A 23,980-nucleotide genomic window follows, 5' to 3' on the forward strand; every position below is an offset into this window, starting at 1 on the left:
TAAAGCCAATGTATTTAATAACAATCAACTAAACGACTTTTAAAATCCTAAGTCGCGTTCCATATCCTCCATTTCAATAATATCATAAGCTTCTTGGATGGTAGGCACCACAATAATCTCATCTGGCATTTGATCTAAGTCTACTTTTTCAGATACTACCACAAAACTTTTTTTATCAGCTCTATGGTTATTGCTTAATCGAAGAAATTCTATAATATCCTCTAAGGATAGTTTGTCTAAACTAGACAATCTCACAATGAGATGATAGTTCTTATACTTATCATAAGCCTGCTCAATATTATTAACTAAAGTTTTTACTGAAGCTTTCTCTTGGGCTATTATGGTAATATTACCGTCTCTATCTATAATCATATCTTACTGTTTTATTTTAGACGCTAACAGATAAATAACTGCCATCCTAACTGCCACACCATTTTCTACTTGGTTTAAAATAATGGCTTGTTTAGAATCTGCTACATCACTTGTAATCTCAACACCTCTATTAATGGGTCCTGGATGCATAATCACAATTTCTTTATCTAAGCTATCTAATAATTCTCTATTAACTCCAAATTGTTGTGTATATTCTCTGGTAGAAGGGAAATAACTAATATCCATACGTTCATTCTGTACACGTAACATATTAGCAACATCGCACCATTCTAAGGCTTTTTTAAGGTTTGTTTCTACTTTTACGCCTAAGTCCTTAATATATTTAGGCAATAATGTTTTTGGCCCACAAACCATTACATTAGCGCCTTGTAATTGCAAAGCATAAATATTTGAAAGTGCCACTCTACTGTGTAAAATATCACCGACAATAACAACATTCTTTCCTTTAACGCTTCCTAATTTCTCTCTAATTGAATAAGAATCTAATAAGGCTTGTGTAGGATGCTCATGTGCTCCATCACCAGCATTTATAATACTTGCATTAACATGCTTTGAAAGAAATACACCAGCTCCAGGATTGGGATGACGCATAACCACCATATCTACTTTCATTGAAAGTATATTGTTAACTGTATCAATAAGTGTTTCCCCTTTTTTTACTGAAGATTGTGATGCCGAAAAATTAATAACATCCGCAGACAAACGTTTCTCTGCTAACTCAAACGATAACTTTGTTCTTGTTGAATTTTCAAAAAACAAATTAGCAATAGTAATATCTCTAAGTGATGGTACTTTTTTTATTGGTCTATTAATAACCTCTTTAAACTGATCGGCTGTTTCAAAAATAAGGTCGATATCTTCTTTAGTAAGATATTTAATTCCTAATAAGTGATTGACACTTAATTCGCTCATTCTTATTTGCTTTTAACTATTAGCTATTCGCCTTTAGCAATTCACTTTATGTTATATTCTTTAACTTACTTATTTGTTAACCAGATAGACTGCATCTTCATCTTCATTCTCTAGCCACTTTACAATTACCTTTTGGTTATCAATAGCATCTACTTGTCGTCCTCTATAATTAGGCTGAATTGGCAAATGTCTACTAAAGCGTCTATCAATCAAGGTCAATAACTCAATATCCTTTGGTCTTCCAAAAGATTGAATTGCAGTTAGTGCAGACCTTATACTTCTACCTGTATAAAGGACATCATCAATAAAAACGACATTTTTATCTTCTACTATAAAATCTATAATTGTAGTATTGGCTTCTAATGGTTTTTCTCCTCTTCTAAAATCATCTCTAAAAAATGTAATATCTAAATGACCGAGTTGAATATTTTTAATCTTGTAATCTTCGGTTAGAATTTTTGCTAAACGATCGGCTAAAAATTTTCCTCTTGGTTGTATACCTATTAATACAGTTTCTGAAAAATCATCATGATTTTCAATGAGTTGACAAGCCAATCTGTGAAGGGTAATATTGACTTCTTTAGAGTTAAGTAATACTTTGTGACTCATATGGTTTCCAAACGTTGTTGGTTTACAAAGTTAGGATAAAAATATTTGTTTACAATGGTTTTTCTACCAAACAAGAAACGAAAGACGGAATCAATAAAGTTAAATTCTATGATTGCTTTTTCTTTTTTCGGTTAAAAATTATAAAACTAATAATAGCACCAATAAGAAAACCTAAAAGGAGATAATGTTCTAAATAAAACTTATCTATTGAAAACAATGGATTTATTTCTGAACTCAAATCGTATAATGATAAATTCTCAAACTTCTCGTATAAATATAGACATCGAAAAACCCAAGACAAAAAACCAAATCCAATTATATATAATATTGTATGCGCTCCATCAATAAAGAAATGAAACTTTGTTTTTTTTTGAATTATATAATAAGTTACAGGTATATAACCTAATAAAACTGAAAAATAGAATTTAGAATAGAATCCGTCAGAAATTCGATACGTATTTAATTGGACATTTTCATTTGTAATCAACGATAACGATATTTCTAAAAAGGGTCGGTAGATAAAAAGACCAATTAATATAAATGCTATGGTTGTAATAAATAAAAATATCTCTCTCATTAGATTAAAAATAACAAATAAAAAAACCTCTCGAAAAATCGAGAGGCTTTAGTTTATTTAAAATTCGAGGAAATTATTTCTTCCCGTCCATTTTATCTTTAAGAGCTTGTAAAGCATCATTTGCATCACCTAAAGTTGGTTTAGCTTCTGCCGCTTGAGCTTCCTGTTTTCTAACAGCTTGCTTAACGATTTTAGCTTCTTCTTCTCTAAATACTGCTGTATGAGATGCTACAACACGTTTGAATTCTTTATTAAATTCAATGATTTTGAATTCTGCTTCTTCACCTTTACCAAGTTTAGAACCATCTTCTTTCTCTAAGTGACGTGCTGGTACAAATGCAACGATATCTTCGTTAAAGTCAATAGTTGCGCCTTTATCTACCATTTCTGTAATTGCTGCAGTATGTGTAGTACCTAAAGCAAATTCAGTTTCGTACTTATCCCAAGGGTTTTCAGTAGTTTGTTTATGACCTAAAGATAATTTACGTCCATCTACATCTAACTCTAATACCACTACGTCTAAGTTATCACCTACGTTACAGAACTCAGATGGATGCTTAATTTTCTTAGTCCAAGATAAATCAGAGATGTAAATTAATCCGTCGATACCTTCTTCTAATTCAACAAAAACACCAAAGTTTGTAAAGTTACGTACAATACCTGTGTGCTTAGAACCTACAGGATATTTAGTAGTAATATCAGTCCATGGATCTGGAGTTAATTGCTTAATACCAAGAGACATTTTACGATCTTCTCTATCTAAAGTTAAGATAACAGCATCGATTTCATCACCTACAGATACGAAATCTTGAGCTGAACGTAAATGAGTTGACCAAGACATTTCACTTACGTGAACTAATCCTTCTACACCTTCTTCTACTTCAACAAAAGCACCGTAATCAGCGATAACTACTACTTTACCTTTTACTTTATCTCCAACTTTTACAGTTTCACCTAAAGCTTCCCAAGGATGCTTAGATAACTGCTTAAGACCTAATTGGATTCTTGATTTGTTTTCATCAAAATCAAGGATTACAACATTTAATTTCTGATCTAACTCAACAATCTCATTTGGATGGTTGATACGAGACCATGATAAATCTGTAATATGAACTAAACCATCTACACCACCTAAATCGATAAACACACCATAAGAAGTAATATTTTTTACAATACCTTCTAAGACTTGTCCTTTTTCTAGTTGACCAATGATTTCTTTCTTTTGTTCTTCAATATCTGCTTCAATAAGAGCTTTATGAGAAACTACTATGTTTTTGAATTCGTGGTTGATTTTCACAACTTTAAATTCCATAGTTTTATTTACATACTGATCGTAATCTCTAATAGGTTTCACATCGATTTGAGAACCTGGTAAGAAAGCTTCTATACCAAATACATCAACGATCATACCACCTTTAGTTCTACATTTTACAAAACCGTTAACGATTTCGCCAGTATCGTGTGCATTGTTTACACGATCCCATGCTTTTATTACTCTCGCTTTTCTGTGAGATAATACTAATTGACCAGTTGCATCTTCACGCACATCAATTAATACTTCAACTTTGTCACCTACAGCTAAGTTTGGGTTGTAACGGAACTCATTAAGAGAAATTACACCTTCAGACTTTGCGTTAATGTCAATAATTGCATCACGATCTGTGATTGTAATTACAGTACCTTCTACTACTTCGTCATCTAAAGTGTCAACGAAATTTTCTGATACTAATTTTTCAAACTCTTCTAATTTAGTGTCCGCAACTTGCTCAATTCCTTCTTCGTAATTGTGCCAATCGAACTCTTTTAAGAATTTTTCTGGATTTGACTGAGCTTCAGAGATTACTGGAGCTTGTACTGCTTCAGTTGCTTCAACCTCAGCTTGATTTGTTTCTTTTTCAGACATGTGCTGAATTAAATATTTGTATTCTGTAACTTTAGAAAAAATGCGGAAAATCTACAGAAGATATTAATTAAATTATTTTTTATTTCCTTTTCACTTTCTTTAATCCGCTAAAAAGGAGTGCAAAAGTACAACATTTATAGGGTTTTACAAAGCCTATTTATTTAAAAATAATACATCAATTTTAAGCGCTTCATATATTGTGATTTCAAATTACTAGTGATAACAACATAATTGTAGCCTTGACCATTAAAATTCAATTAATCTCAAAATAAAGATTCTCTTTCAATTGAATAATTAACCCACATTTATTTCAAGATTAAATACTAATAACCAATGAGTTAATCTCTAGTTAAAATTATATTTAGGTACTTAATTGAAGAGGTATTTGAAATTATATTATTAAATAAAGTGACTTAAGTCTATAATTTGTTTCATAATAATTAGAATATCAAAATGATGCTTTAAAGCATAAAACTTGGCACATATTTTGGTATATTTACAATACTATTAACAATTAAAATATTATAACAATGGTTAAAGCAAAATACCAAGGCGTATTAGACTTAGGAGAAAAATTAAATATCCAAAATGGAGAAGTTACTGAAGAAAACGGTGTACTTAAAGTATTAGGAACTGCAGCTACTCAGTATGAGAAAAACTTAATTTGGGATAAAATTAAAGAAGTAGGTGGTGTTGAGCCAACTGATATTATGGCTGACATTAAAGTTGCTGACGAATCTGTGTATGCAAGACATACTGTAGCTTCTGGTGAAACTTTAGGAAAAATTGCAAAGCACTACTATGGTGACGCAATGAAGTATAAAGAAATTTTTGCTGCTAACTCTGATTTACTTAAAAATCCAGATGTTATTCATCCTGATCAAGAATTAATCATTCCTAACTTATAATAGGAAAGATAACTTATAAAAAAAGCGACCTATTGGGTCGCTTTTTTTTGTATAAATAGTAAAATTCTATTTTGAAATCATCTCCTCAGCTAACACAATTAATCGTTGTAATTGCTCATCAATCGTCATGTCTGAGTTATTAATTTCTATAGCATTGTCCGCTTTCACTAAAGGTGAATCTTCTCTTGTTGAATCTATATGGTCTCTAGTTGTTACATTCTCTAATACATCATCGTAACTTAGATTATGTCCACGGTCTAATAATTCTTTATAACGACGTTTAGCTCTCGTTTCTGCAGAAGCTGTCATAAATATTTTTAATTCCGCATCAGGAAAAACAACTGTTGCTATATCTCTTCCGTCCATTACAATACCTTTATCCTTACCCATAAGTTGTTGTTGCTCAACTAACTTTCGTCTTACTGCAGATAAAGTAGCAACAGGACTCACGTATTTTGAAACTTTAAGTGTTCTAATATCTGATTCAATATTTTTTCCGTTTAAATAAACTTCTGCAAAACCAACTGCCTCATTAAACTTGAATGTAATAGTGATTTCTCCTAACCTATTTATTAATTCGGTTTCCTTAAAAAAGCCATCTCCAATTAGTTTATTCTCTAATGCAAAATAAGTCACAGCTCTATACATTGCACCTGTATCTACATAAATGTAGTTCAGTTTTTTGGCTAGCTGTTTAGCTATTGTACTTTTTCCTGTTGAAGAAAATCCGTCTATGGCAATTACAATCTTTTTCATTTTTATGCTGAATTTATTTCAGTAATATTTTATTCCAAATCTATTTGAAGTCCTAAAAAACTAGTGTTTGAAGCTCCTGAATATCTTGCGTGCGTATAACTAAATTTCATTTTATTTAGTTTTAAACCTAAACCGAATGACAATCCCGAAAAATTACGTTGGTCAACAATTCTTAATTCTTCTGCACGTCTAAAGTTATATCCAAAACGCAAATTAAAGCCACCTTCAGGAAACAACTCTGCTCCCAGTATTAAATGACGTAAACCCTTATTAAAGAAACTTAATTTCTCTTCAGTTTGGTTACCGTCTAAATCGGTTGTTGTTCTCGCCGGATTTGCAACAGAGATTGGCCATTTCTGTAAATTCTCTAAAGTTAAATGCCAACGTAAAGGCATATTTTCTAGAGTTTGAGACATTCCAAAATTTATCTCAAAAGGTAATGGCTCATATTGACCTGCATATGTTGAAAATTGAGTTCCTAAATTTCTTATGGTTAATGCAGCATGAAAATCTAATTTTTCATTAATATACATTACACCAATATCTACAGCACCACCAACGGAATTATATTGTTCTAATAACGAGGTAATAAACTTAACATTTGCACCAACGTAAAAATCTGAATATGGAATTTGATAATTATAACCTAAAGATATAGCTGTTTCATTTCCGTTAAAAGTACCTGTAGAGTTTCCGTTAACATCATAACCATCAAAAGAGCCATAATTAACATAGGTAACGCCAAAGTGAAAAGTTTGCACATGTCTATCCCAAGTATAAGCATAAGCAGCAGTTCCGTAACTTATTCCTCCTAAATAACTAGAGTAATTTACAGCCAACTGATTATTCATTTGGTAATTTATTGAAGCCGGATTGTATAATGCCTCTGTAACATCATGGTCAAAATTGGTAATAATTTTACCTCCTAAAGCCGCTTGTCTTGGTGATGATACTAAATTAAGAAATTGATATGTAGATTCACCACCCAATTGTGCAAACACAGGTAATGCTAATAGCATAATACATAAGGTGGAAATCCTCTTAATCATAGATTTTGCAAAATAACTAAATCTATCTTAAAACGATGATATGATTTTTTTATTTTTTGAGTCGAAATATTTTCTATCGTAACTGTAATTTCTGACCTACAGTTATTAAGTTATCTGTTAATCCGTTTAAACGTTTTATTTCATCCACTGTTGTTCCATTATTCAAAGCTATACGATATAAATTATCACCATCTTTAACAACATATACTGAAAGATTATTATCGTTATAAGACGTAGTGCTCGAATTCACAGAATCAACAACACGAAGCTTTTGACCAACAGTAATAACATTAGAATTTAGATTATTAATCTGCTTTAATTCATTAACGCTTAAGTTAAACTGTCTCGCTAAACTAAATAAAGTATTACCACTTTCTACAAAATAATAATCGGAAGTTATTGATTCTAAGTCTGCTGTTTCAGAAAAGGTATCACTTACAGCAACTGGTTTAGCTATAGCATCAAAATTACTGATTCTGAGCCTTTGCCCTTTATTAATTAAAGTCGTTTCTAAATTATTAACTTCTTTTAACTTCGTTAACGAAACATTATATTTTTTAGACACATCTAATAACGTTTCATCTTCTTCAACTATATAAAAATCTGATTCAGAAATATAATTAATATTTCCATTATTGCCTTGATTATGATTACGAGAAGCATCTGTTGCATGCACTGTTTCTTCAACCGTATTTACAACTTCAACTTTAGGCATTACTAATTTAACTTCACCAGTAGCGACATTTAATTTAGCGGGTTTTCCATCTAAAAAAACATCTTTAAATTCTACCGAATCTTGTGCAAAAGCAGTTAAACTTGATAATCCGAGGGCAATAATGGAAATAATTAATCTATAATTTTTTTGCATTTTTCACTTTTTGCTTTGTTAGAGCAAGCTTTAAAACATCGCTCATATCTGTTACGTAATGAAACGTTAACCCTTTTAAATATTCAGGTTTAATTTCTTCAATATCTCTTCTGTTGTCTTCACAAAGTAAAATCTCTTTTATACGAGCACGTTTGGCTGCTAAGATTTTTTCTTTAATTCCACCAACAGGTAATACTTTACCACGTAATGTGATTTCGCCAGTCATCGCTAAGCTCTTTTTTACTTTACGTTGGGTGAACAAAGATACTAAAGATGTTAACATAGTTACACCTGCACTTGGGCCATCTTTTGGAGTTGCTCCTTCTGGTACGTGAATATGTACATTATACTTATCGAATATTTCTGGGTTAATACCAAAATCATCTGCATTTGCCTTAATGTATTCCATAGCAATAGTCGCAGACTCTTTCATTACTTTACCTAAGTTACCTGTAATAGAAAGTGTGCCTTTTCCTTTAGATAAAATAGATTCTATAAAGAGAATATCACCACCAACGCTTGTCCAAGCTAAACCTGTTACAACACCAGCAACATCATTATTTTCATATTTATCGCGCTCTAATCTTGGGCTACCTAAAATCTCAATAACATCGTCGTTAGAAATTTTAATATTGTATTTCTCTTCCATTGCAATATTCTTGGCAGCGTAACGCACCATTTTTGCAATTTGCTTTTCTAGTCCTCTTACACCAGACTCACGTGTATAACCTTCTACAATTTTTTCGAGTTGTGGTTTTGCTATTTTAAGCGCTTTATCATCTAAACCATGTTCTTTTAATTGCTTAGGCAATAAGTGCCTTTTTGCAATTTCTACTTTTTCTTCAATAGTATAACCAGTAACATTAATGATTTCCATACGATCTCTTAATGCAGGCTGAATAGTATTTAAACTATTAGACGTTGCAATAAACATCACTTTAGATAAATCATACCCCATTTCTAAGAAGTTATCATAAAACTCATTGTTTTGCTCAGGATCTAAAACCTCTAACATTGCAGAAGATGGATCACCTTGATGACCTGTTGAAAGTTTATCTATTTCATCTAAAACAAATACAGGATTAGATGTTTTTGCTTTCTTTAAACTCTGAATAATACGTCCTGGCATTGCACCAATGTACGTTTTTCTATGTCCTCTAATTTCGGCTTCATCACGTAAACCACCTAATGAGATTCTTACATATTCTCTTCCTAAAGCTTCGGCAACAGATTTCCCTAAAGATGTTTTTCCAACTCCTGGAGGTCCGTATAAACAAAGAATTGGCGACTTCATGTCATTTCTAAGTTTTAAAACTGCTAAATACTCTATGATTCTTTTCTTAACATCCTCTAAACCGAAATGATCGCGATCTAATATTTTTTGAGCACGTTTTAAGTCAAATTTATCCTTGCTAAACTCATTCCAAGGTAAATCTAGAAACAAGTCTAAGTAATTACGTTGAATAGAATACTCAGCCACCTGAGGATTCATACGTTGCATTTTTGATAATTCTTTTTCAAAATGCTCCTTTACTTTATCGTCCCATTTTTTATCCTTAGCACGCGCCTTCATATCTTCTATCTCTTCACCAGAAGAAACGCCTCCACCCAGTTCTTCTTGGATAGTTTTCATCTGTTGGTGCAAGAAATATTCGCGTTGTTGCTGATTCATATCACTCTGAACCTTATTCTGAATATCATTTTTAAGCTCAAGCTTTTGATATTCAAGATTCATGAATTTCAATGTTTGAAGCGCACGTTCTTTTAAATCATTAATCTTCAACAATTCTTGCTTCTCCTCTACTTTGAGGTTCATGTTAGAAGACACAAAATTGATTAAAAACGAATTACTCTCAATATTCTTTATTGCAAAACTCGCTTCAGACGGAATGTTTGGACTTTCCTTTATAATATCTAAAGACAAGTCTTTAATAGAATCTATAATCGCTTTAAATTCTTCATTATCTGGAGCAGGTTTTGCTTCAGGAATATCAGAAATTGTGGCTGTTAAATACGGCTTTTCAGAAATCACCTCATTAATAGCAAAACGCTTTTTACCTTGTATAACCACTGTTGTGTTACCATCTGGCATTTTTAACACTTTCAAAATTCTTGCAACTGTACCTGTTTTATAGATATCTTTTGCTGTTGGATTTTCTACAGTTTCATCTTTTTGAGATACTACACCAATAACTTTTCCGCCTTTGTTGGCATCGTTAATTAGTTTTATTGAAGTGTCACGTCCTGCTGTGATAGGAATTACCACACCTGGAAACAAAACCGTATTTCTTAAAGGTAAAATCGGTAAAGATTCTGGTAAAGATTCATTGTTTATTAATTCTTCATCTTCAGGTGTCATTAATGGAATTAATTCTGAATTCTCATCGAAATCCTGAAATGACAGATTGTCTAAATTTAAAAATTTGGATTTTTTCATATATATTTTCTAGCCATTCTGTCACTTTCGAGAACAGAACCACGTTATTTTAAATGCATTAAAAATTAACTTTATACTGAACATCAACCGTTTAGAAGACATTCAAAGTTATTCACACTATTATAATTTCAATTGTTATGCCATTACCTTAGATTGACAGAAAAGGTTTTGAAATTTAATTGAATTTAGTCACTTTGAGTGAATTTATATGATGATATTCGTTTACATTAGTATCCAGAAGAATTTAAATAAATATTCTAAATACACTTTGCGACTTCTTCTCAAAACACACTAACTAATGGTAAAAGCTTCAGCATATAAATTAAATTAAAACTTTTTTTCAACGAAACTGTAACACTTTAAAAAAGGCATCATCTATAAGTAAAAGCAATTGTTTTTTGACATCAACCAATCAAAATATCGAACAGTTATTACTCCTTTGCAAATCTGGTAACCAACGTGCACAGTTGGAAATTTACAACAGATACAACAAAGCGATGTACAACACAGCCATAAGAATTGTAAAAGATTCTTTTAAAGCTGAGGACATTATGCAAGAGTCTTTTTTAACGGCTTTTACAAAATTGAACACCTTAGAAGACACCAACATGTTTGGTGCATGGTTAAAACGCATTGTAATAAACAATAGTATTGGCTATTACAATAAAAAAGTAAAACAAAATGAAGTGCCTTTAGACACTGTAATTTACAAAGTTGAAGACGACGACGGCATTGTTGAACCCGACCAAAACAATGAAAAGGTGAAACATATTTTAGACGTTATGAAAACTTTAAAACCTAATTACAACCTGAGTTTAACACTCCATTTAATAGAAGGTTACGATTACGAAGAAATCTGCGAGATTATGAATATCTCTTATGCCAATTGCAGAACTTTAATATCGAGAGCGAAAGAGAGCTTGAGAAAAAAACTAGTATTAAAAGCATCATAATATTAATTATGGAAAAAAATAATTTAAATAGTTTATTTGATGATTTGAAAAATCAATTTGATATTGAAACACCTCAAAACAATCATGAACAACGATTTTTAGACAAGTTAAAATCGAACGAAATAGCTTCAACCGAAGTTAAAAAAATATCGCGTTTTAACTGGAAACCATTTTTAGCGATTGCAGCTTCTATAATCATTTGCTTAGGTCTGTTTACAACGCTACAAAATGAGCCTGAAGATTTAGATTTAGCAAGTGTATCACCAGAAATGTCAGAAACACAAGACTTTTTTACGGTTACTATTGAAAACGAATTAAAGAAACTAAACAAAGAACGTTCACCATTAACAGAGCAAATTATCACAGATGCTTTAGTACAAATTCAACTTTTAGAAAAAGATTATAAAAAATTAAAAACAGATTTAACTGAAAGTGGAAAAAACCAACGTGTTATTTACGCTATGATTTCAAACTTTCAGAATAGAATTGACATTTTAAATACTGTTTTAGAACAAATTGAAACAATTAAAGAACTTAAAACAAATACAAATGAACCTAAAAATACAATATAGAATCGCTTTTTTGCTTTTACTCCTACCGAGTATTGTATTAGCAAATACAGGTGAAGACCTTATAAAATCTTCTAAAGAGCGAAGCATAAAAAAAACATTTAATGTATCATCTAATGCGACATTAAAAGTAGATAACAGCTTCGGGAATGTTGATGTTATTACTTGGGAAGAAAACCGAATTGACTTTGATATACTTATTAAAGTAACGGGTAACAATGCTGAGAAAGTTCAGGAGAAAATTGATGGCATCAATATAGAATTCTCATCTAGTAACGATTTGGTATCTGCTATTACACATATCAGTAAAAATAAAAGTAGTTGGTGGAATTGGGGAAAAAACATGAGCCTTCAAATAGAAGTCAATTATGTCATAAAAATGCCTATTTCTGGCAATGTAGACTTAAGTCAAGATTATGGTTCTATAAATTTAGACCGTTTAAATGGTGTTGCTAAACTTAGCTGTGATTATGGCAAAATAACCACAAAAGAACTCATGGCTGACAATAATGACATAAGATTTGACTATAGCTCTAATTGTTATTTTGAATACATAAAAGGTGGAAAAATAACAGCGGATTACAGCGGATTTACAGTAGCGAAAACCAAGAATTTATTTATAAAAGCAGATTACACAAAATCTATTGTAGAAGTTGCAGAACATGTAGAATACAATTGTGATTATGGCTCACTAAAAGTAGATAATATAAATAATTTTGAAGGTAAAGGAGATTATCTCACCTTAAGATTAGGTAATGTATTTAAAAACGTAAAATTAAATGCCAACTACGGCTCTGTAAAAATTGACCATATGGCTTCAAAAGCTGGAAACATTAATATCGTTGCAGATTTTACAGGAATTACAATAGGACATGATGCTAATTATAATTTCAATTTTGATATTGATTTAGAATTCGCATCCTTAAGAGAGTCAGACGGTTTTAATTTCACAAATAAAGAAGTTGACATCACTGACAAAAAGTACAACGGTTATTATGGCGTAAAGGATTCAGGGAACTTAGTTAAGATAGACTCTGAATATGGAAGTGTATCATTTAAGAAGAATTAAAAAAAGAATGAATCATCAATTAAAAATCAAACAATCATGAAACTATTAAAATCAATTACAGTTATCGCTATTCTTTTAAGTGCCAGTTTATCTCATGCGCAATGGGGAAAATGGAAAAAAATTAAAGGTGATGGCGATGTTATTACGACAAAAAGAACCACAGGAGACTATGATGGCCTAAAAGCTGCTGGACCAATCGACTTTAAGCTCGTAAGTGGTAAAGAAGGAAACATCTCAATAAAAAGTGATGCTAACCTAATGGAATACATTATAACAGAAGTAAAAAACAATAAACTGGTTGTTAAAGTAAAAGAAGGGTACAATTTAAAACCAAGTGGAACTATTGTAATCACTGTGCCTTATGAATCTATTAGTTCTGTTTCATTGTCTGGCTCAGGAGATATTGAAAACAGTGGCACTATAAAATCTGACACGTTTAAAGCTTCATTAGCAGGTTCTGGAGACATAGAGTTAAATATAGATGCAGACACTACAGAAAGTAATATTGCTGGTTCAGGTGATATTAAGTTAGACGGTTCTACTAAAAATTTAACTGTGAAAATTGCAGGTTCTGGAGATTTTGAAGGCAATGCTTTAGAAAGTACTAATGTAACCGTGAAAATAACTGGTTCTGGAGGTGCAAATGTAGTTTGTGATGGCGAACTAACGGTAAGAATTGTGGGTTCTGGTGATGTAAATTATTCAGGTAAACCAACTAATAAGGATACTAAGATTACAGGTTCTGGAAGTGTTAATAATTAAGACTGATAATCTATTGAATGTTAAAAAGGATGAGCTTTGCTTGTCCTTTTTTTTTACTAAAAATTGACTTTAAAAAATATATTTATTTAGTTCCAGATTCAAAATCAGCCTTCCATTTTCCCCAATCATCCAAAAAGTAATTTAGTATAATAGGATTATCTAAGGTATTTAACTTTGTTTCTGCAATTGTTATATCTAAAGGAAACACAAAGGATTGCTCTACTTGGTTTGGATTTAAATACTTTAAATCCTTAGGTAAAGCTTCAGGGTTTATAACTGTATTATTACTTCCGTGTTTGGCTATAATAAATCCCCAATCTCCAAAAGAAGGAATGTAAGTATGGTATGGTTCTACGGTTTCAAAAACAGATTCTAAGGTATTATTGATACAGCTAAAAACGGTATTAGAAAAGTATATCTCTCCAGACTGTGTTACAAAAACTCCATCCTTTTTTAAGTTTCGTTTGGCCATTAAAAAAAATTGTTTGCTATATAGCCTCGCAATAGCTTGGTTGGTTGGGTCTGGTAAATCTGCAATAATAATATCATACTGATCATCATTATTAAACAGAAAGGTAAAAGCATCTTCTGGTATTAAATTTACTTTATTATTTAAAGCTGCATCTTGGTTTATCTCTTTTAAATAACGATTTTCTTTAGCGAGATGAAACATTGTGCTATCAATATCTACCACATCAATATGTTGTACTTTTTTGTTTTTAAGGACTTCTCTACTCGCTAAATTTTCTCCACCTCCAAGAATCAAAACACGTTTAGGGTTTGGATGCATCGCTAAAGGAATATGCACTAAAGATTCGTGATAACGATATTCATCAGAAGACGAAAATTGAATCACACGATTAAGATACAACCTTACATCATCACTATTCTTAGTCATTACAATTTTTTGATATGGTGTTTGCTCATTCAACACAATAGGACGTTTGTAAATCTTCTGATCCCAAACCTCTAGGAATCTTCCTCCAAAAACAACTAAAACTAATAAAACTGCAATCACAAGAAAACCGTAAATACTGTTTCGTTTTTTGTCTTTTAAAATCGTATAATTTAATGCAATTCCTAATAAAATATTAACAATCCCAAAAATTAGAGAGGAGTAATACAAACCAACAAAAGGTAGAATAATAAAAGGAAAAATCAGTGTAGCTATCAATCCACCAATGTAATCTAGAGACAAAATATTAGACAAATTATTCTTTATATTACTGTCCTCTAAAGCAAAAGTTAATAAAGGTACTTCCATACCTGTAAGCAAACCAATTACGAATATTATACCCAAACAACTAATCTGTAAAACTGTAGGAGAAACATACACAAAAAGCATGTATAAAAGCGGCACAGAAATCCCACCAATAAAACCTAAAAGGTATTCCACATTAATGAAAAAGACAAGAGGCTTGTGTTTAAGAAACTTTGTTAAAAACGCTCCAATACCCATTGAAAACAGGTAAACACCAATAATTATAGAAAACTGTCTTACTCCATCGCCCAGAAAATAAGTCGCAGTAGTACTAATCAGTAATTCATAGATAATAGAACATAATCCTGCAATAAATACAGCAAAAGGTATTATGGCTTTTTTTTTCATAAAAATTTAACTATGTTTGAAGTATATATAACTGCTCAAAGATGAAGAAAAATTTTATAACAGGTCTTGCTTTAACTAAAAAAATAACTTTAATAGCTGCCGTTGCTGCTGCCTTAACTTTACAGAGTTGTGGTGAAGAAGACGGAAGCCCAAGAATTAAAGATGCACAAGAAGAAACGGTTTACGAATCTACTAAAGGTGTAATTACTGAAGTTGAAGAAATTGAGCCAGGAGAAGATTACAAAATTATTGATGAGCGTATTATTGATGATAAAGAAAAATCTATTGCAATTGTACATACGTTAGAAGGTACAGTTGATACTTTATCTTTAAGAAAGTTGAAAGAAGATAAATCTTCATCTTACCGTCACTCTGGTTTAAGAGGAATTTTATATTACTCTTTAGCAAGCTCTTATTTTAATAGAAACATGAATAATGTTTCTCCAAAACAGAGTAACTACAAAAATGCTTCTGCTTACAATAAGTCAACAGGACTAAAAAGTGATTTAAAAAGTTCGGCTACATCGCGTCGTGTGAGTGTACCTGGTTCATCATCTAAAGGATATGGGAGTGGAAAGTCGTTCAGATCTTTTGGAGGATAGTCGTTTTAAGGAAATTAAACGCCTTAAAAAGAAACACGTACCCAATCGTTTACATTGGTTTTTAGGAGAAGATTATTTTTCTGAAGAATTACTTGGTATTTATCGTTCTGAAATTGAACAATTACGTCGTATTTCTGATGAAGCTTTCTATTTGTTTCAGAGAGCTACAGATAAAATCATTGCTGATGATAAATTAAGTGAATTAGGTATTCCTCTTTCTTTTCAAAAATGTATTATTCATAGCTGGAAAAATAAAACCAAACACCCCTTTCTTTATGGAAGGTTTGATATTAATGGTGGACTGAAATCAGATTATGGAAAAATAATAGAATTCAACGCAGATACCTGTAGTACAATTCCAGAAACCCTTTTATGGCAACCACTTCAGTTGACAGAATTAAAAGGTAATCCGCAAAGTTTCAATTTACTTAATGATGATATTAAATCATCACTATCTTTATTAAAAAGTACACTAAATAAACCTAATCCTACGTTTTTAGGAACGTCTTTTGGTTATATAGAAGATGTAGAAAATGTTAATTGTATTATAGATATCGCTTACCAAGCTGGTTTTAAACCTATGTATTCAGATTTAGAACATGTTACATTTTCTGATGAAGGTGTTTTTTATGAAATTGGAGGTGAGTTTGAAGAAATTGATGTACTATTTAAAATGGTGCCTTGGGATTGGATGTTTAATGACGAACCAGAACTCGCAAGAACACTATCTGACTTAATATGTAATGACAAAGTGGTGGTTTTAAATCCGCCATACACAGCTATTTGGCAAAATAAAAAATTCTTAGCCTATATAACTCAAAATTTCCCTAATAACATTTTAGCGGAAACCTATCTGCAACAAGAAGCACGTTTAGGTGAATACGTTAAAAAACCTGTCTATGGCAGATTAGGCGAAAACATTGCCGTACAAACTAATACAAAAGCGAGGCAAGAATCTAAAGGTGATTTTGGAAATCAGGACATGATTTTTCAGAAATACTACCCTTTAAATCAAGATATGGAAAAGTATTATTACCAAATTGGTATGTTCTTTACTACCAGAGCTTCAGCTATAAATTTAAGAGCACAAGACTCCATGATTCTTACCGATGATTGTGAATTTATGTCCCATTTCATTATTTAATACTTTACGAATTTTCACCTTATTTTTTTAATAGAAATACCTCCAAATTTCGTCGAAAAATAATTATTGTAACTTTGCATATAACTAACTGAAGCGAATAATGATAAGAGATTACTGGAATGAAGAATGGAAAACTATTGTATTTGATGACAATATTTCTGAGGACGAGAAGTTTAAGGTTTCAAATTTCGGACGTTTAATAAATTGTAAAACAGGCGAAGAAACTCTCGTTAAAAAATACTATATAAACGGTTATCAAAACCTACCTGTTAAACAAAAAAAGAATGGAAATATGACAAGCAGATATGTCCATAAGCTTGTTGCAGAGCATTTTCTAGAAAAAAATGATGGTGTTTGTGTAATTCATCTTAATTATGATAAAACAGATAATCATGTAGATAACTTAAAATGGGCTACAAAAAAAGAAAAGGAAACCCATCAGTTTAGTAATCCTGAATTTAAGAAAATAGTTCGTAAAAAACCATCTAACACAAAACTTACGGAAACTAAGGTTAAGCTTATTAAAAGAAAAATAAACGACCCAAATCGTAGAACAAGAATGAAAATGATAGCGAAACAATTTGGTATTTCTACAATGCAACTTTACAGAATAAAATCTGGAGAAAACTGGAAATCTGTTGAGGAGTAAAATCTATTTTAAATTAAATCTGGAGAGATAACATTTATAGCTTCTCCCCTTTCAATTTGCTTAATTATAACCTTATCTGAACTAAAAGAAGACATTAATAATTTCTGAATTTTTTCTGCATCAAAAGGTTTACATGAAAAAATATCTACGGCCGCAAATTGATGTTCTGGCCAAGAGTGAATGCTTACATGGCTCTCTTCTAATAAGATAAAACCGGTAACACCAATTGGCTCAAATTGTTTAAATGATTCGTTTACTTTAGAAAGTTGTAACTCTTCTACTATAGTATTTAAAACCTCTTTTACTTTTGGAATAAAAGAAAGTGATTCTGCATTACAGTTGTATACATCCCAAGTGATGTGTGTGCCTAACGAAGTTTTCAATATAGATAGATTATTGGAACTAATTATTACTCTTCACCAGAGTATGAGCTCATCATTAAAGCCATGAATTCTTGAGGATCATATGCTTTTACTAAACTAGTATAAGACTCATCAGAATCTACTTCTACCATTTCTGGCAAAGATTCTCGAGGTCCATAATCCCAGGTAACTTCATTAATTACATCTCTAACAACATCATAATTACCTTCCATAGGAATTCCTAAAAATGTAACCTCTTTATTCGTTAATGCGGCTGCATAACTATCTTGGTATAATTCTGGTCCATAATATTCATCTGCTAATAAATATTCTGATAGCGAAGGATTAACCATATATACATCAGAAGTAAAATTAAATTTTATAATGCTATCATTCTCTAATGTTAGTTGATGCTCTCCTTTACCCATTTCTACCCAAACAACTTCTTTAGGCGGTACAACAACTCTAAGCGTATCTACAACAACTTCTAGAGAAAAATCAGTAGGATTGTCAATTGCTAAGTCTACATTATTGCTACAAGACGTAAAGAAAACTGCAGATAAAATGGAAAGTATAAAAAGCTTTTTCATCGAAAAATAATATTAGTTAAACGCAATATAAGAATAATTGTGAGTTATTAAGTTTGATTGTATTGGTAATTTAAAAATTTACATTTTTAGATAAACATAAGTTGTTCGTTCTAATATATCAGGAAGCATGTTAAATTTGGGCATTAATTTTTCTTAAAAAGTTAATCTATACTTTATTTTGCACATTGGATTTGGGTACTCTAAACAATAGCACAATTCCCGCTATAAAAAAGATAACTAAAAACAAAATAGCGTTTCTCATACTACCTGTAACTTGATCAATTGTGGCAAAAATGACCATTCCTATAACGATGCCTATTTTTTCCGCTACATCATAGAAACTGAAATATGAAGTTGTATCTTCAGTCTCAGGCAAAAATTTAGAATAGGTAGAACGCGCTAAAGACTGAACACCTCCCATAACTAAGCCAACAAAACCTGCGGCAATGTAAAATTGCTCTGGAGTTTTCATAAAAAAAGCGTAAAAGCAAAGTAGCATCCAAAAGAAATTAATAGCAATTAATGTTTTTATATTTCCAAATTTGGAAGATGCACGAGAGGTTAAAAAAGCACCAAGAATAGCAACTAATTGAATAACAAGAATACTAACAATTAAACCTTGGGTTTTAGCATCAGAACTTCCCCAAGCAATCTCCTCTTCTCCAAAATAAACAGCCACCAACATTATAGTTTGTACTGCCATGCTAAATACAAAAAACGCAACTAAGTATCGTTTTAAACGTAAATTTTGTTTTAGCTGAAACCAAACTTGTTTTAATTCTCTCAAACCATTAAATACAACATCTTTGGTTACTTTATGGCCTTTAGAAACACCTGCTGGAAGAACATAAAATGTATATTGACTAAACAGAATCCACCATAAACCAACAGTTATAAATGAAATCCTCATAGCTTCAAAAGACGCAGTATTCTTTGCCTCTCGTAGTGCTTCTGCTATTTCTTTTTTTGTTCCATTTTCTAATATTGTTTGTGAAATACTAATATCAAAACCAAACAATTCCGGCATCATCACCATGCCTAAGTTTAATAATAGCAATATTACGCTTCCAAAATATCCCATGCTAAAACCCTTTGCACTTATGCTATCTTGTTGTTCAGGATAAGCGATATCTGGTAAGTAGGAATTATAAAATACCAAACTTCCCCAATATCCTATTAAACCCATAAAATAAAACAATAGACTAATATGTATACTGTCTATATTGAACCAATAAAGACCAATACAACCTGCACTACCAACGTAACAAAAGAATTTCATAAAATTCTTTTTATTACCAACATAATCGGCAATACCCGATAAAATGGGTGACGTAAAGGCAACGATTAAAAACGTAAAGGCTGTAACATAAGTAATTAAAGCAGTGCTCTTAAAAACCATTCCGAATGCAGGAACTGTTTTTTCAATTTGACCTAAAAACAATGCAGAATAAAATATAGGAAATATTGATGACGCTATGGTTAAAGTATAAACAGAATTTGCCCAATCATAAAAGGCCCATGCGTTAAGGAGTTTTTTACTTCCTTTTTTTAATTGATTCATATATTATAGTCAGTTAGGTCTTGTTAATACGTCAAATGATGTAGTTTTTAAATTTAAAAACTACATCATTTTATGCAATATAGCATAAAAAAAGCTGCTCAAATTGAGCAGCTTCTAAAATAATCAAATATTATGAATCTATTAGTTTATTGGTCTAAATGATGTTACCCCAAACTTTTTAGCTTCTTCTTTCGCTTTAGGCGCTAAATCTTGTAAATTTTTAATTCTTGTATCATTACTTGGGTGTGTACTTAAAAACTCAGGTGGTGCTTCTCCTCCACTATTAGCTTTCATACGTTTCCAAAGTTCTGCAGCTTCATCTGGATTATAACCAGCTATTGCCATAATAATTAAACCAACTTTATCTGCTTCAGTCTCATGACCTCTACTAAAAGGCAGCATACCTGCAACATTAGATACAACACCAAAAGATTGATTAAAAATACCTAACGCTTGTTGGTCGTTAGCTAATGCAACATTACCTGCCACAGCTAAACCTTGTTGTAAATATGCAGCACTCATACGTTGCTGACCGTGATTTGCTAATGCATGCACTACTTCGTGACCCATAATAGCTGCAACACCTGTCTCATTTGCTGCAATTGGTAAAATACCTGTATAAAAAGCAATTTTCCCTCCTGGCATACACCAAGCATTTACTTGATCAGACTCTATTAGTGTATACTCCCATTTATAATCATCTAAATAACCATGGTTTCCATTGGCTACTAACCAACGTTCTGCAGCTGCAGCAATTCGCTGACCTACTCTCGTAATCATTTCGGCATCAGATGTACCAGTTATTATTTTACTCTCAGATTTTACTTGATTATATTGTGCAAAAGCAGATGGAAACAATTGATCGTTTCCTACAAAAGCCATAGTCTTTTTACCTGTAAAAGGATTTGTTGCACATGCATAAACAACTGCCACAATTAAAAGGCCTAATATTACTTTACTATATTTCATATTAAATAGTTTTATTTAGAATTACTAAAATACAAAAATGAATTTGTACTTGTAAGACACAAAATTAGTTCATTGGTCACTAAAACCAATGACAACTATGCATCAATTCCTTTTATATGCAATTCAGAAAAATTCTTATGTACCACAATTGAAGTTACACCATTCACTTTTAGACTTTCTAAATCTAATTTTTCATTATCTAATTGAACTTCTACAACATCAAATGGTAAGCCATGAAATTTAATATTGAACGTCTCATAAGGCGTTACAAATTTTCCTTCCTTGTATTGATTAATGATCAACTCATTAGCCTTTCCTCTAAGTGAAAAATTCCTTAAACTATAGCGTCCTTTTGTATAATCGAAACCATCGTTAGCATCGCTAAATAATTCACTTGCTTCCTTACCTTCTTTATAATAAACATCTAAAGTAATTTCTGTAATTTCCTTTTCACCAACATATTGTTGAATAGGATATTTTGGAATAATTGCACCTTCTTTAACGAAGATAGGCATGCTATCTATATCTGCATCAACCCACATTTCTTTTCCTCCTTTTACAACTTTATCAGTCCAGTAATTATACCACTTTCCTTTAGGAACGTACATACGTCTTCCTTTAGCATTTGGTTCTAACACAGGACAAGCTAAAATTTGCTCTCCAAATATAAACTCATCAGTTCTATAATGCGTTTGTACATCATCTTGATCAAACAACACTAAAGATTTCAATATTGGTGTTCCGTGATCAACATAATTCCAGAATGCAGTGTATAAATACGGTAACAACTGGTAACGTATTTCAATAAATTTTCTAACAATATCAGTCACATCTTCATCGAAAGCCCAAGGCTCTTGATCACCATGATCACCAGAAGAGTGCACTCTAAAAAACGGATGAAAAATTCCTAATTGAATCCAACGTGTAAATAATTCGCCTTGTGGCTGCTCTGCAAATCCTCCAATATCACTACCAGCAAAAGAGAAACCAGACATTGCCATACGCTGTGCTTGCATGTTAGCAATCCATAAATGCTCCCAAGTTGCTACATTATCTCCTGTCCAAGTAGACGTATAACGTTGCGTACCTGAATAAGCCGAACGTGTAATTACAAATGGACGCTTTGGATATGAATATTTCTTTAAACCTTGATAGGTTGCTCTAGCCATTTGCATCCCATAAATATTATGCGCTTTTCTATGACTACATGGGTTTCCGTCATAATCATGACGAACATCATCTGGGAATGTTTTATTTGGCACTTCCATTACGGCAGGCTCATTCATGTCATTCCACACCCCTTTTACTCCAATATCTTCAATCAGTTCTTTAAATAAACCTGACCACCAATCTCTAACTTCAGGATTTGTATAATCTGGAAAATAACATTCTCCAGGCCAAACTTTTCCTTTCATGTAATCACCATCTGCACGTTTACAGAAGTAATCTTTCTCTAAGGCTTCTTTAAAAACAGAATACTCTTTATCAATTTTAATTCCTGGATCAATAATAGCAACAGTTTTAAAACCATCATCTAATAATTCCTTTACCATTCGTTTTGGATCCGGAAAATATTCTTTATTCCAAGTGAAACAACGGAAACCTTCCATATAATCGATATCTAAATAAATAGCATCACAAGGAATTTGAAGTTTTCTAAATGTTGAAGTGATTTCTTTCACCTTAGCTTCTGGATAATAACTCCATTTACATTGGTGAAAACCTAATGCCCAAAGTGGTGGCAAATGGTGTGGTTTTCCTGTTAAATCTGTATAGCTCTCTACAACATCGTTCATTTTTGGACCGTAGAAAAAATAATAATTCATTTCACCACCTTGTGCCCAAAAACTTGTAACATTTCTGCGTTCTTGTGCAAAATCGAATGATGACATAAACGTGTTATCAAAGAAAATACCATAAGCTTTTCCATGATGTAAACCTGTGTAAAAAGGAATAGCTTTATATAATGGATCAGTATCCTTACCATAGGCGTAAGAATCAGTTGCCCAATTACTATAACGCTTACCTTTTAAGTTTAAATGATTTGGCTTATCACCAAGACCATAATAACTTTCGCCATCATTAGAGGCTTTACTCATTTTTACAATATTACCACCAAACTCATAACTTTCCTCCCAATGAAATCCGCTTTCATCTTGGTTAATTAATGTGCCGTCTTTAGCATCGTAAATAGAAACTCTCATATCATCTTTAGAAATCTCGCAACGTAATTTTGAAGTTGTAATCTCGAAATATTCTTTCTTATCTTCAATCTCTAATTTGTTATAACCAATACTTGCATATTTAGTTATTGCGTATGAAAAATCATTATCAAAATTTCCAACTGTAGTATATCTAAAACGTAATAAGCTATCTCTAACAACCGTTAACTCTAAAATAACATCGTTTGCAGCTGTAAAATAAAGCTTATCAACATCTTTTTTAAAGTCTATTATATTTGAAGGAAATAAATTTCCTTTATTCTCTAATTCTGTATTTACAATCATAGGTCAATCTTTTGTCAAAATCAAACACAAAAAAACGGAAAAAATCCAACAATTGAAAGGGTTCTCAAAGGATAATGAGAATTGTTGCTAACAATAACGTTTTCGGGTTTACTTTTTACGATTCTACTAATTTACAAGCTTTTTTTGGTTGTATTCGTAAAATCTAAGCACACAATAGACTAAAATAGTAATACGCTGATGCTAAACGCTTTTGACAAAAAG

Annotated in this window: 22 protein-coding genes; 8 read left to right on the forward strand and 14 right to left on the reverse strand. The window is 31.6% G+C overall.

Going from position 1 to position 23,980, the window contains the following annotated elements:
- Positions 1-39 precede the first annotated feature (39 nt).
- From Q0807_RS12065 to rpsA, 4 genes are all read right to left on the reverse strand, one after another.
- Positions 40-372, reverse strand: coding sequence for a ribonuclease Z (locus Q0807_RS12065; protein WP_299110245.1), 333 nt, complete (start codon positions 370-372; stop codon positions 40-42).
- Between the two features lie 3 nt (positions 373-375).
- Positions 376-1,305, reverse strand: coding sequence for an aspartate carbamoyltransferase catalytic subunit (locus Q0807_RS12070; RefSeq protein WP_299110246.1), 930 nt, complete (start codon positions 1,303-1,305; stop codon positions 376-378).
- Between the two features lie 69 nt (positions 1,306-1,374).
- Positions 1,375-1,914, reverse strand: a complete 540-nt coding sequence (gene pyrR / locus Q0807_RS12075) for a bifunctional pyr operon transcriptional regulator/uracil phosphoribosyltransferase PyrR (protein WP_299110247.1) — start codon at positions 1,912-1,914, stop codon at positions 1,375-1,377.
- A 650-nt stretch (positions 1,915-2,564) separates the two neighbouring features.
- Positions 2,565-4,394: a 30S ribosomal protein S1 gene (gene rpsA / locus Q0807_RS12080; protein ID WP_299110249.1), complete on the reverse strand. Its 1,830-nt coding sequence runs from the start codon at positions 4,392-4,394 to the stop codon at positions 2,565-2,567.
- A gap of 530 nt (positions 4,395-4,924) precedes the next feature.
- Here rpsA and Q0807_RS12085 point away from each other — a divergent pair.
- Positions 4,925-5,302, forward strand: coding sequence for a LysM peptidoglycan-binding domain-containing protein (locus tag Q0807_RS12085; protein WP_299110250.1), 378 nt, complete (start codon positions 4,925-4,927; stop codon positions 5,300-5,302).
- A gap of 66 nt (positions 5,303-5,368) precedes the next feature.
- Here the strand turns inward: Q0807_RS12085 and cmk are convergent, their stop codons facing one another.
- The 4 genes from cmk to lon form a co-directional block, all read right to left on the reverse strand.
- Positions 5,369-6,058, reverse strand: coding sequence for a (d)CMP kinase (gene cmk, locus Q0807_RS12090; protein ID WP_299110251.1), 690 nt, complete (start codon positions 6,056-6,058; stop codon positions 5,369-5,371).
- A gap of 29 nt (positions 6,059-6,087) precedes the next feature.
- Positions 6,088-7,107, reverse strand: a complete 1,020-nt coding sequence (porQ, locus tag Q0807_RS12095; protein WP_299110252.1) for a type IX secretion system protein PorQ — start codon at positions 7,105-7,107, stop codon at positions 6,088-6,090.
- A gap of 73 nt (positions 7,108-7,180) precedes the next feature.
- Entirely contained in the window at positions 7,181-7,975 is a 795-nt protein-coding gene (locus tag Q0807_RS12100) for a LysM peptidoglycan-binding domain-containing protein (RefSeq protein WP_299110253.1), read from the reverse strand.
- Positions 7,959-10,412 (reverse strand): endopeptidase La, encoded by a 2,454-nt coding sequence (gene lon, locus Q0807_RS12105; protein WP_299110255.1) that lies wholly within the window; start codon positions 10,410-10,412, stop codon positions 7,959-7,961. Before lon ends, Q0807_RS12100 begins: the two co-directional genes overlap by 17 nt.
- A 398-nt stretch (positions 10,413-10,810) precedes the next feature.
- On the opposite strand from lon, the gene Q0807_RS12110 reads away from it, so the two are divergent.
- The 4 genes from Q0807_RS12110 to Q0807_RS12125 are packed head-to-tail and all read left to right on the forward strand — an operon-like array spanning position 10,811 to position 13,765.
- Positions 10,811-11,365 (forward strand): RNA polymerase sigma factor, encoded by a 555-nt coding sequence (locus tag Q0807_RS12110; protein WP_299110257.1) that lies wholly within the window; start codon positions 10,811-10,813, stop codon positions 11,363-11,365.
- 8 nt (positions 11,366-11,373) lie between these two features.
- Positions 11,374-11,937 carry a hypothetical protein gene (locus Q0807_RS12115; RefSeq protein ID WP_299110259.1) on the forward strand — a complete coding sequence of 188 codons (564 nt, stop codon included), beginning with the start codon at positions 11,374-11,376 and terminating at the stop codon, positions 11,935-11,937.
- A complete protein-coding gene (locus tag Q0807_RS12120) occupies positions 11,915-13,003 on the forward strand; it encodes a hypothetical protein (protein ID WP_299110261.1) in 1,089 nt (362 codons plus the stop codon). Before Q0807_RS12115 ends, Q0807_RS12120 begins: the two co-directional genes overlap by 23 nt.
- 36 nt (positions 13,004-13,039) lie before the next feature.
- Positions 13,040-13,765 carry a head GIN domain-containing protein gene (locus Q0807_RS12125; protein WP_299110263.1) on the forward strand — a complete coding sequence of 242 codons (726 nt, stop codon included), beginning with the start codon at positions 13,040-13,042 and terminating at the stop codon, positions 13,763-13,765.
- A gap of 82 nt (positions 13,766-13,847) precedes the next feature.
- On the opposite strand, the gene Q0807_RS12130 is transcribed toward Q0807_RS12125, so the two are convergent.
- The gene (locus Q0807_RS12130; RefSeq protein ID WP_299110266.1) at positions 13,848-15,374 is read right to left on the reverse strand and encodes a polyamine aminopropyltransferase; all 1,527 of its coding nucleotides are present in this window, start codon (positions 15,372-15,374) and stop codon (positions 13,848-13,850) included.
- 41 nt (positions 15,375-15,415) lie between these two features.
- Between Q0807_RS12130 and Q0807_RS12135 the strand changes: the two genes are divergently transcribed.
- The 3 genes from Q0807_RS12135 to Q0807_RS12145 all read left to right on the forward strand — a co-directional run bounded on the left by Q0807_RS12135 (position 15,416) and on the right by Q0807_RS12145 (position 17,769).
- Complete coding sequence (locus Q0807_RS12135; RefSeq protein ID WP_299110268.1) at positions 15,416-15,976, forward strand: hypothetical protein; 561 nt, start codon at positions 15,416-15,418, stop codon at positions 15,974-15,976.
- On the forward strand, positions 15,939-17,120 hold the full coding sequence (locus Q0807_RS12140) for a glutathionylspermidine synthase family protein (RefSeq protein ID WP_299110269.1): 1,182 nt from the start codon (positions 15,939-15,941) through the stop codon (positions 17,118-17,120). Before Q0807_RS12135 ends, Q0807_RS12140 begins: the two co-directional genes overlap by 38 nt.
- Positions 17,121-17,220: 100 nt before the next feature.
- Entirely contained in the window at positions 17,221-17,769 is a 549-nt protein-coding gene (locus tag Q0807_RS12145; protein ID WP_299110271.1) for an HNH endonuclease, read from the forward strand.
- An 8-nt stretch (positions 17,770-17,777) separates the two neighbouring features.
- On the opposite strand, the gene speD is transcribed toward Q0807_RS12145, so the two are convergent.
- The 5 genes from speD to Q0807_RS12170 form a co-directional block, all read right to left on the reverse strand.
- Entirely contained in the window at positions 17,778-18,152 is a 375-nt protein-coding gene (speD, locus tag Q0807_RS12150; protein WP_299110273.1) for an adenosylmethionine decarboxylase, read from the reverse strand.
- A gap of 26 nt (positions 18,153-18,178) precedes the next feature.
- Positions 18,179-18,721, reverse strand: a complete 543-nt coding sequence (locus tag Q0807_RS12155) for a hypothetical protein (RefSeq protein ID WP_299110275.1) — start codon at positions 18,719-18,721, stop codon at positions 18,179-18,181.
- A gap of 166 nt (positions 18,722-18,887) precedes the next feature.
- The gene (locus Q0807_RS12160; protein WP_299110276.1) at positions 18,888-20,282 is read right to left on the reverse strand and encodes an MFS transporter; all 1,395 of its coding nucleotides are present in this window, start codon (positions 20,280-20,282) and stop codon (positions 18,888-18,890) included.
- 141 nt (positions 20,283-20,423) lie between these two features.
- The gene (locus tag Q0807_RS12165) at positions 20,424-21,251 is read right to left on the reverse strand and encodes a M48 family metallopeptidase (protein WP_299110277.1); all 828 of its coding nucleotides are present in this window, start codon (positions 21,249-21,251) and stop codon (positions 20,424-20,426) included.
- A gap of 95 nt (positions 21,252-21,346) precedes the next feature.
- On the reverse strand, positions 21,347-23,758 hold the full coding sequence (locus Q0807_RS12170) for a glycoside hydrolase family 31 protein (protein WP_299110279.1): 2,412 nt from the start codon (positions 23,756-23,758) through the stop codon (positions 21,347-21,349).
- Positions 23,759-23,980: the final 222 nt, after the last annotated feature.

This window comes from uncultured Winogradskyella sp., from assembly GCF_947495255.1.
Classification (GTDB): domain Bacteria; phylum Bacteroidota; class Bacteroidia; order Flavobacteriales; family Flavobacteriaceae; genus Winogradskyella.

Coding starts and splice junctions, on each gene's coding strand:
- lon (WP_299110255.1), bottom strand. CDS start 10,412: ATGAAAAAATCCAAATTTTTAAATTTAGACAATCTGTCATTTCAGGAT.
- Q0807_RS12065 (WP_299110245.1), bottom strand. CDS start 372: ATGATTATAGATAGAGACGGTAATATTACCATAATAGCCCAAGAGAAA.
- pyrR (WP_299110247.1), bottom strand. CDS start 1,914: ATGAGTCACAAAGTATTACTTAACTCTAAAGAAGTCAATATTACCCTT.
- Q0807_RS12120 (WP_299110261.1), top strand. CDS start 11,915: ATGAACCTAAAAATACAATATAGAATCGCTTTTTTGCTTTTACTCCTA.
- Q0807_RS12160 (WP_299110276.1), bottom strand. CDS start 20,282: ATGAATCAATTAAAAAAAGGAAGTAAAAAACTCCTTAACGCATGGGCC.
- Q0807_RS12165 (WP_299110277.1), bottom strand. CDS start 21,251: ATGAAATATAGTAAAGTAATATTAGGCCTTTTAATTGTGGCAGTTGTT.
- Q0807_RS12100 (WP_299110253.1), bottom strand. CDS start 7,975: ATGCAAAAAAATTATAGATTAATTATTTCCATTATTGCCCTCGGATTA.
- Q0807_RS12070 (WP_299110246.1), bottom strand. CDS start 1,305: ATGAGCGAATTAAGTGTCAATCACTTATTAGGAATTAAATATCTTACT.
- Q0807_RS12125 (WP_299110263.1), top strand. CDS start 13,040: ATGAAACTATTAAAATCAATTACAGTTATCGCTATTCTTTTAAGTGCC.
- Q0807_RS12145 (WP_299110271.1), top strand. CDS start 17,221: ATGATAAGAGATTACTGGAATGAAGAATGGAAAACTATTGTATTTGAT.
- cmk (WP_299110251.1), bottom strand. CDS start 6,058: ATGAAAAAGATTGTAATTGCCATAGACGGATTTTCTTCAACAGGAAAA.
- porQ (WP_299110252.1), bottom strand. CDS start 7,107: ATGATTAAGAGGATTTCCACCTTATGTATTATGCTATTAGCATTACCT.
- Q0807_RS12155 (WP_299110275.1), bottom strand. CDS start 18,721: ATGAAAAAGCTTTTTATACTTTCCATTTTATCTGCAGTTTTCTTTACG.
- rpsA (WP_299110249.1), bottom strand. CDS start 4,394: ATGTCTGAAAAAGAAACAAATCAAGCTGAGGTTGAAGCAACTGAAGCA.
- Q0807_RS12085 (WP_299110250.1), top strand. CDS start 4,925: ATGGTTAAAGCAAAATACCAAGGCGTATTAGACTTAGGAGAAAAATTA.
- Q0807_RS12140 (WP_299110269.1), top strand. CDS start 15,939: ATGGGAGTGGAAAGTCGTTCAGATCTTTTGGAGGATAGTCGTTTTAAG.
- Q0807_RS12135 (WP_299110268.1), top strand. CDS start 15,416: ATGAAGAAAAATTTTATAACAGGTCTTGCTTTAACTAAAAAAATAACT.
- Q0807_RS12130 (WP_299110266.1), bottom strand. CDS start 15,374: ATGAAAAAAAAAGCCATAATACCTTTTGCTGTATTTATTGCAGGATTA.
- Q0807_RS12115 (WP_299110259.1), top strand. CDS start 11,374: ATGGAAAAAAATAATTTAAATAGTTTATTTGATGATTTGAAAAATCAA.
- Q0807_RS12170 (WP_299110279.1), bottom strand. CDS start 23,758: ATGATTGTAAATACAGAATTAGAGAATAAAGGAAATTTATTTCCTTCA.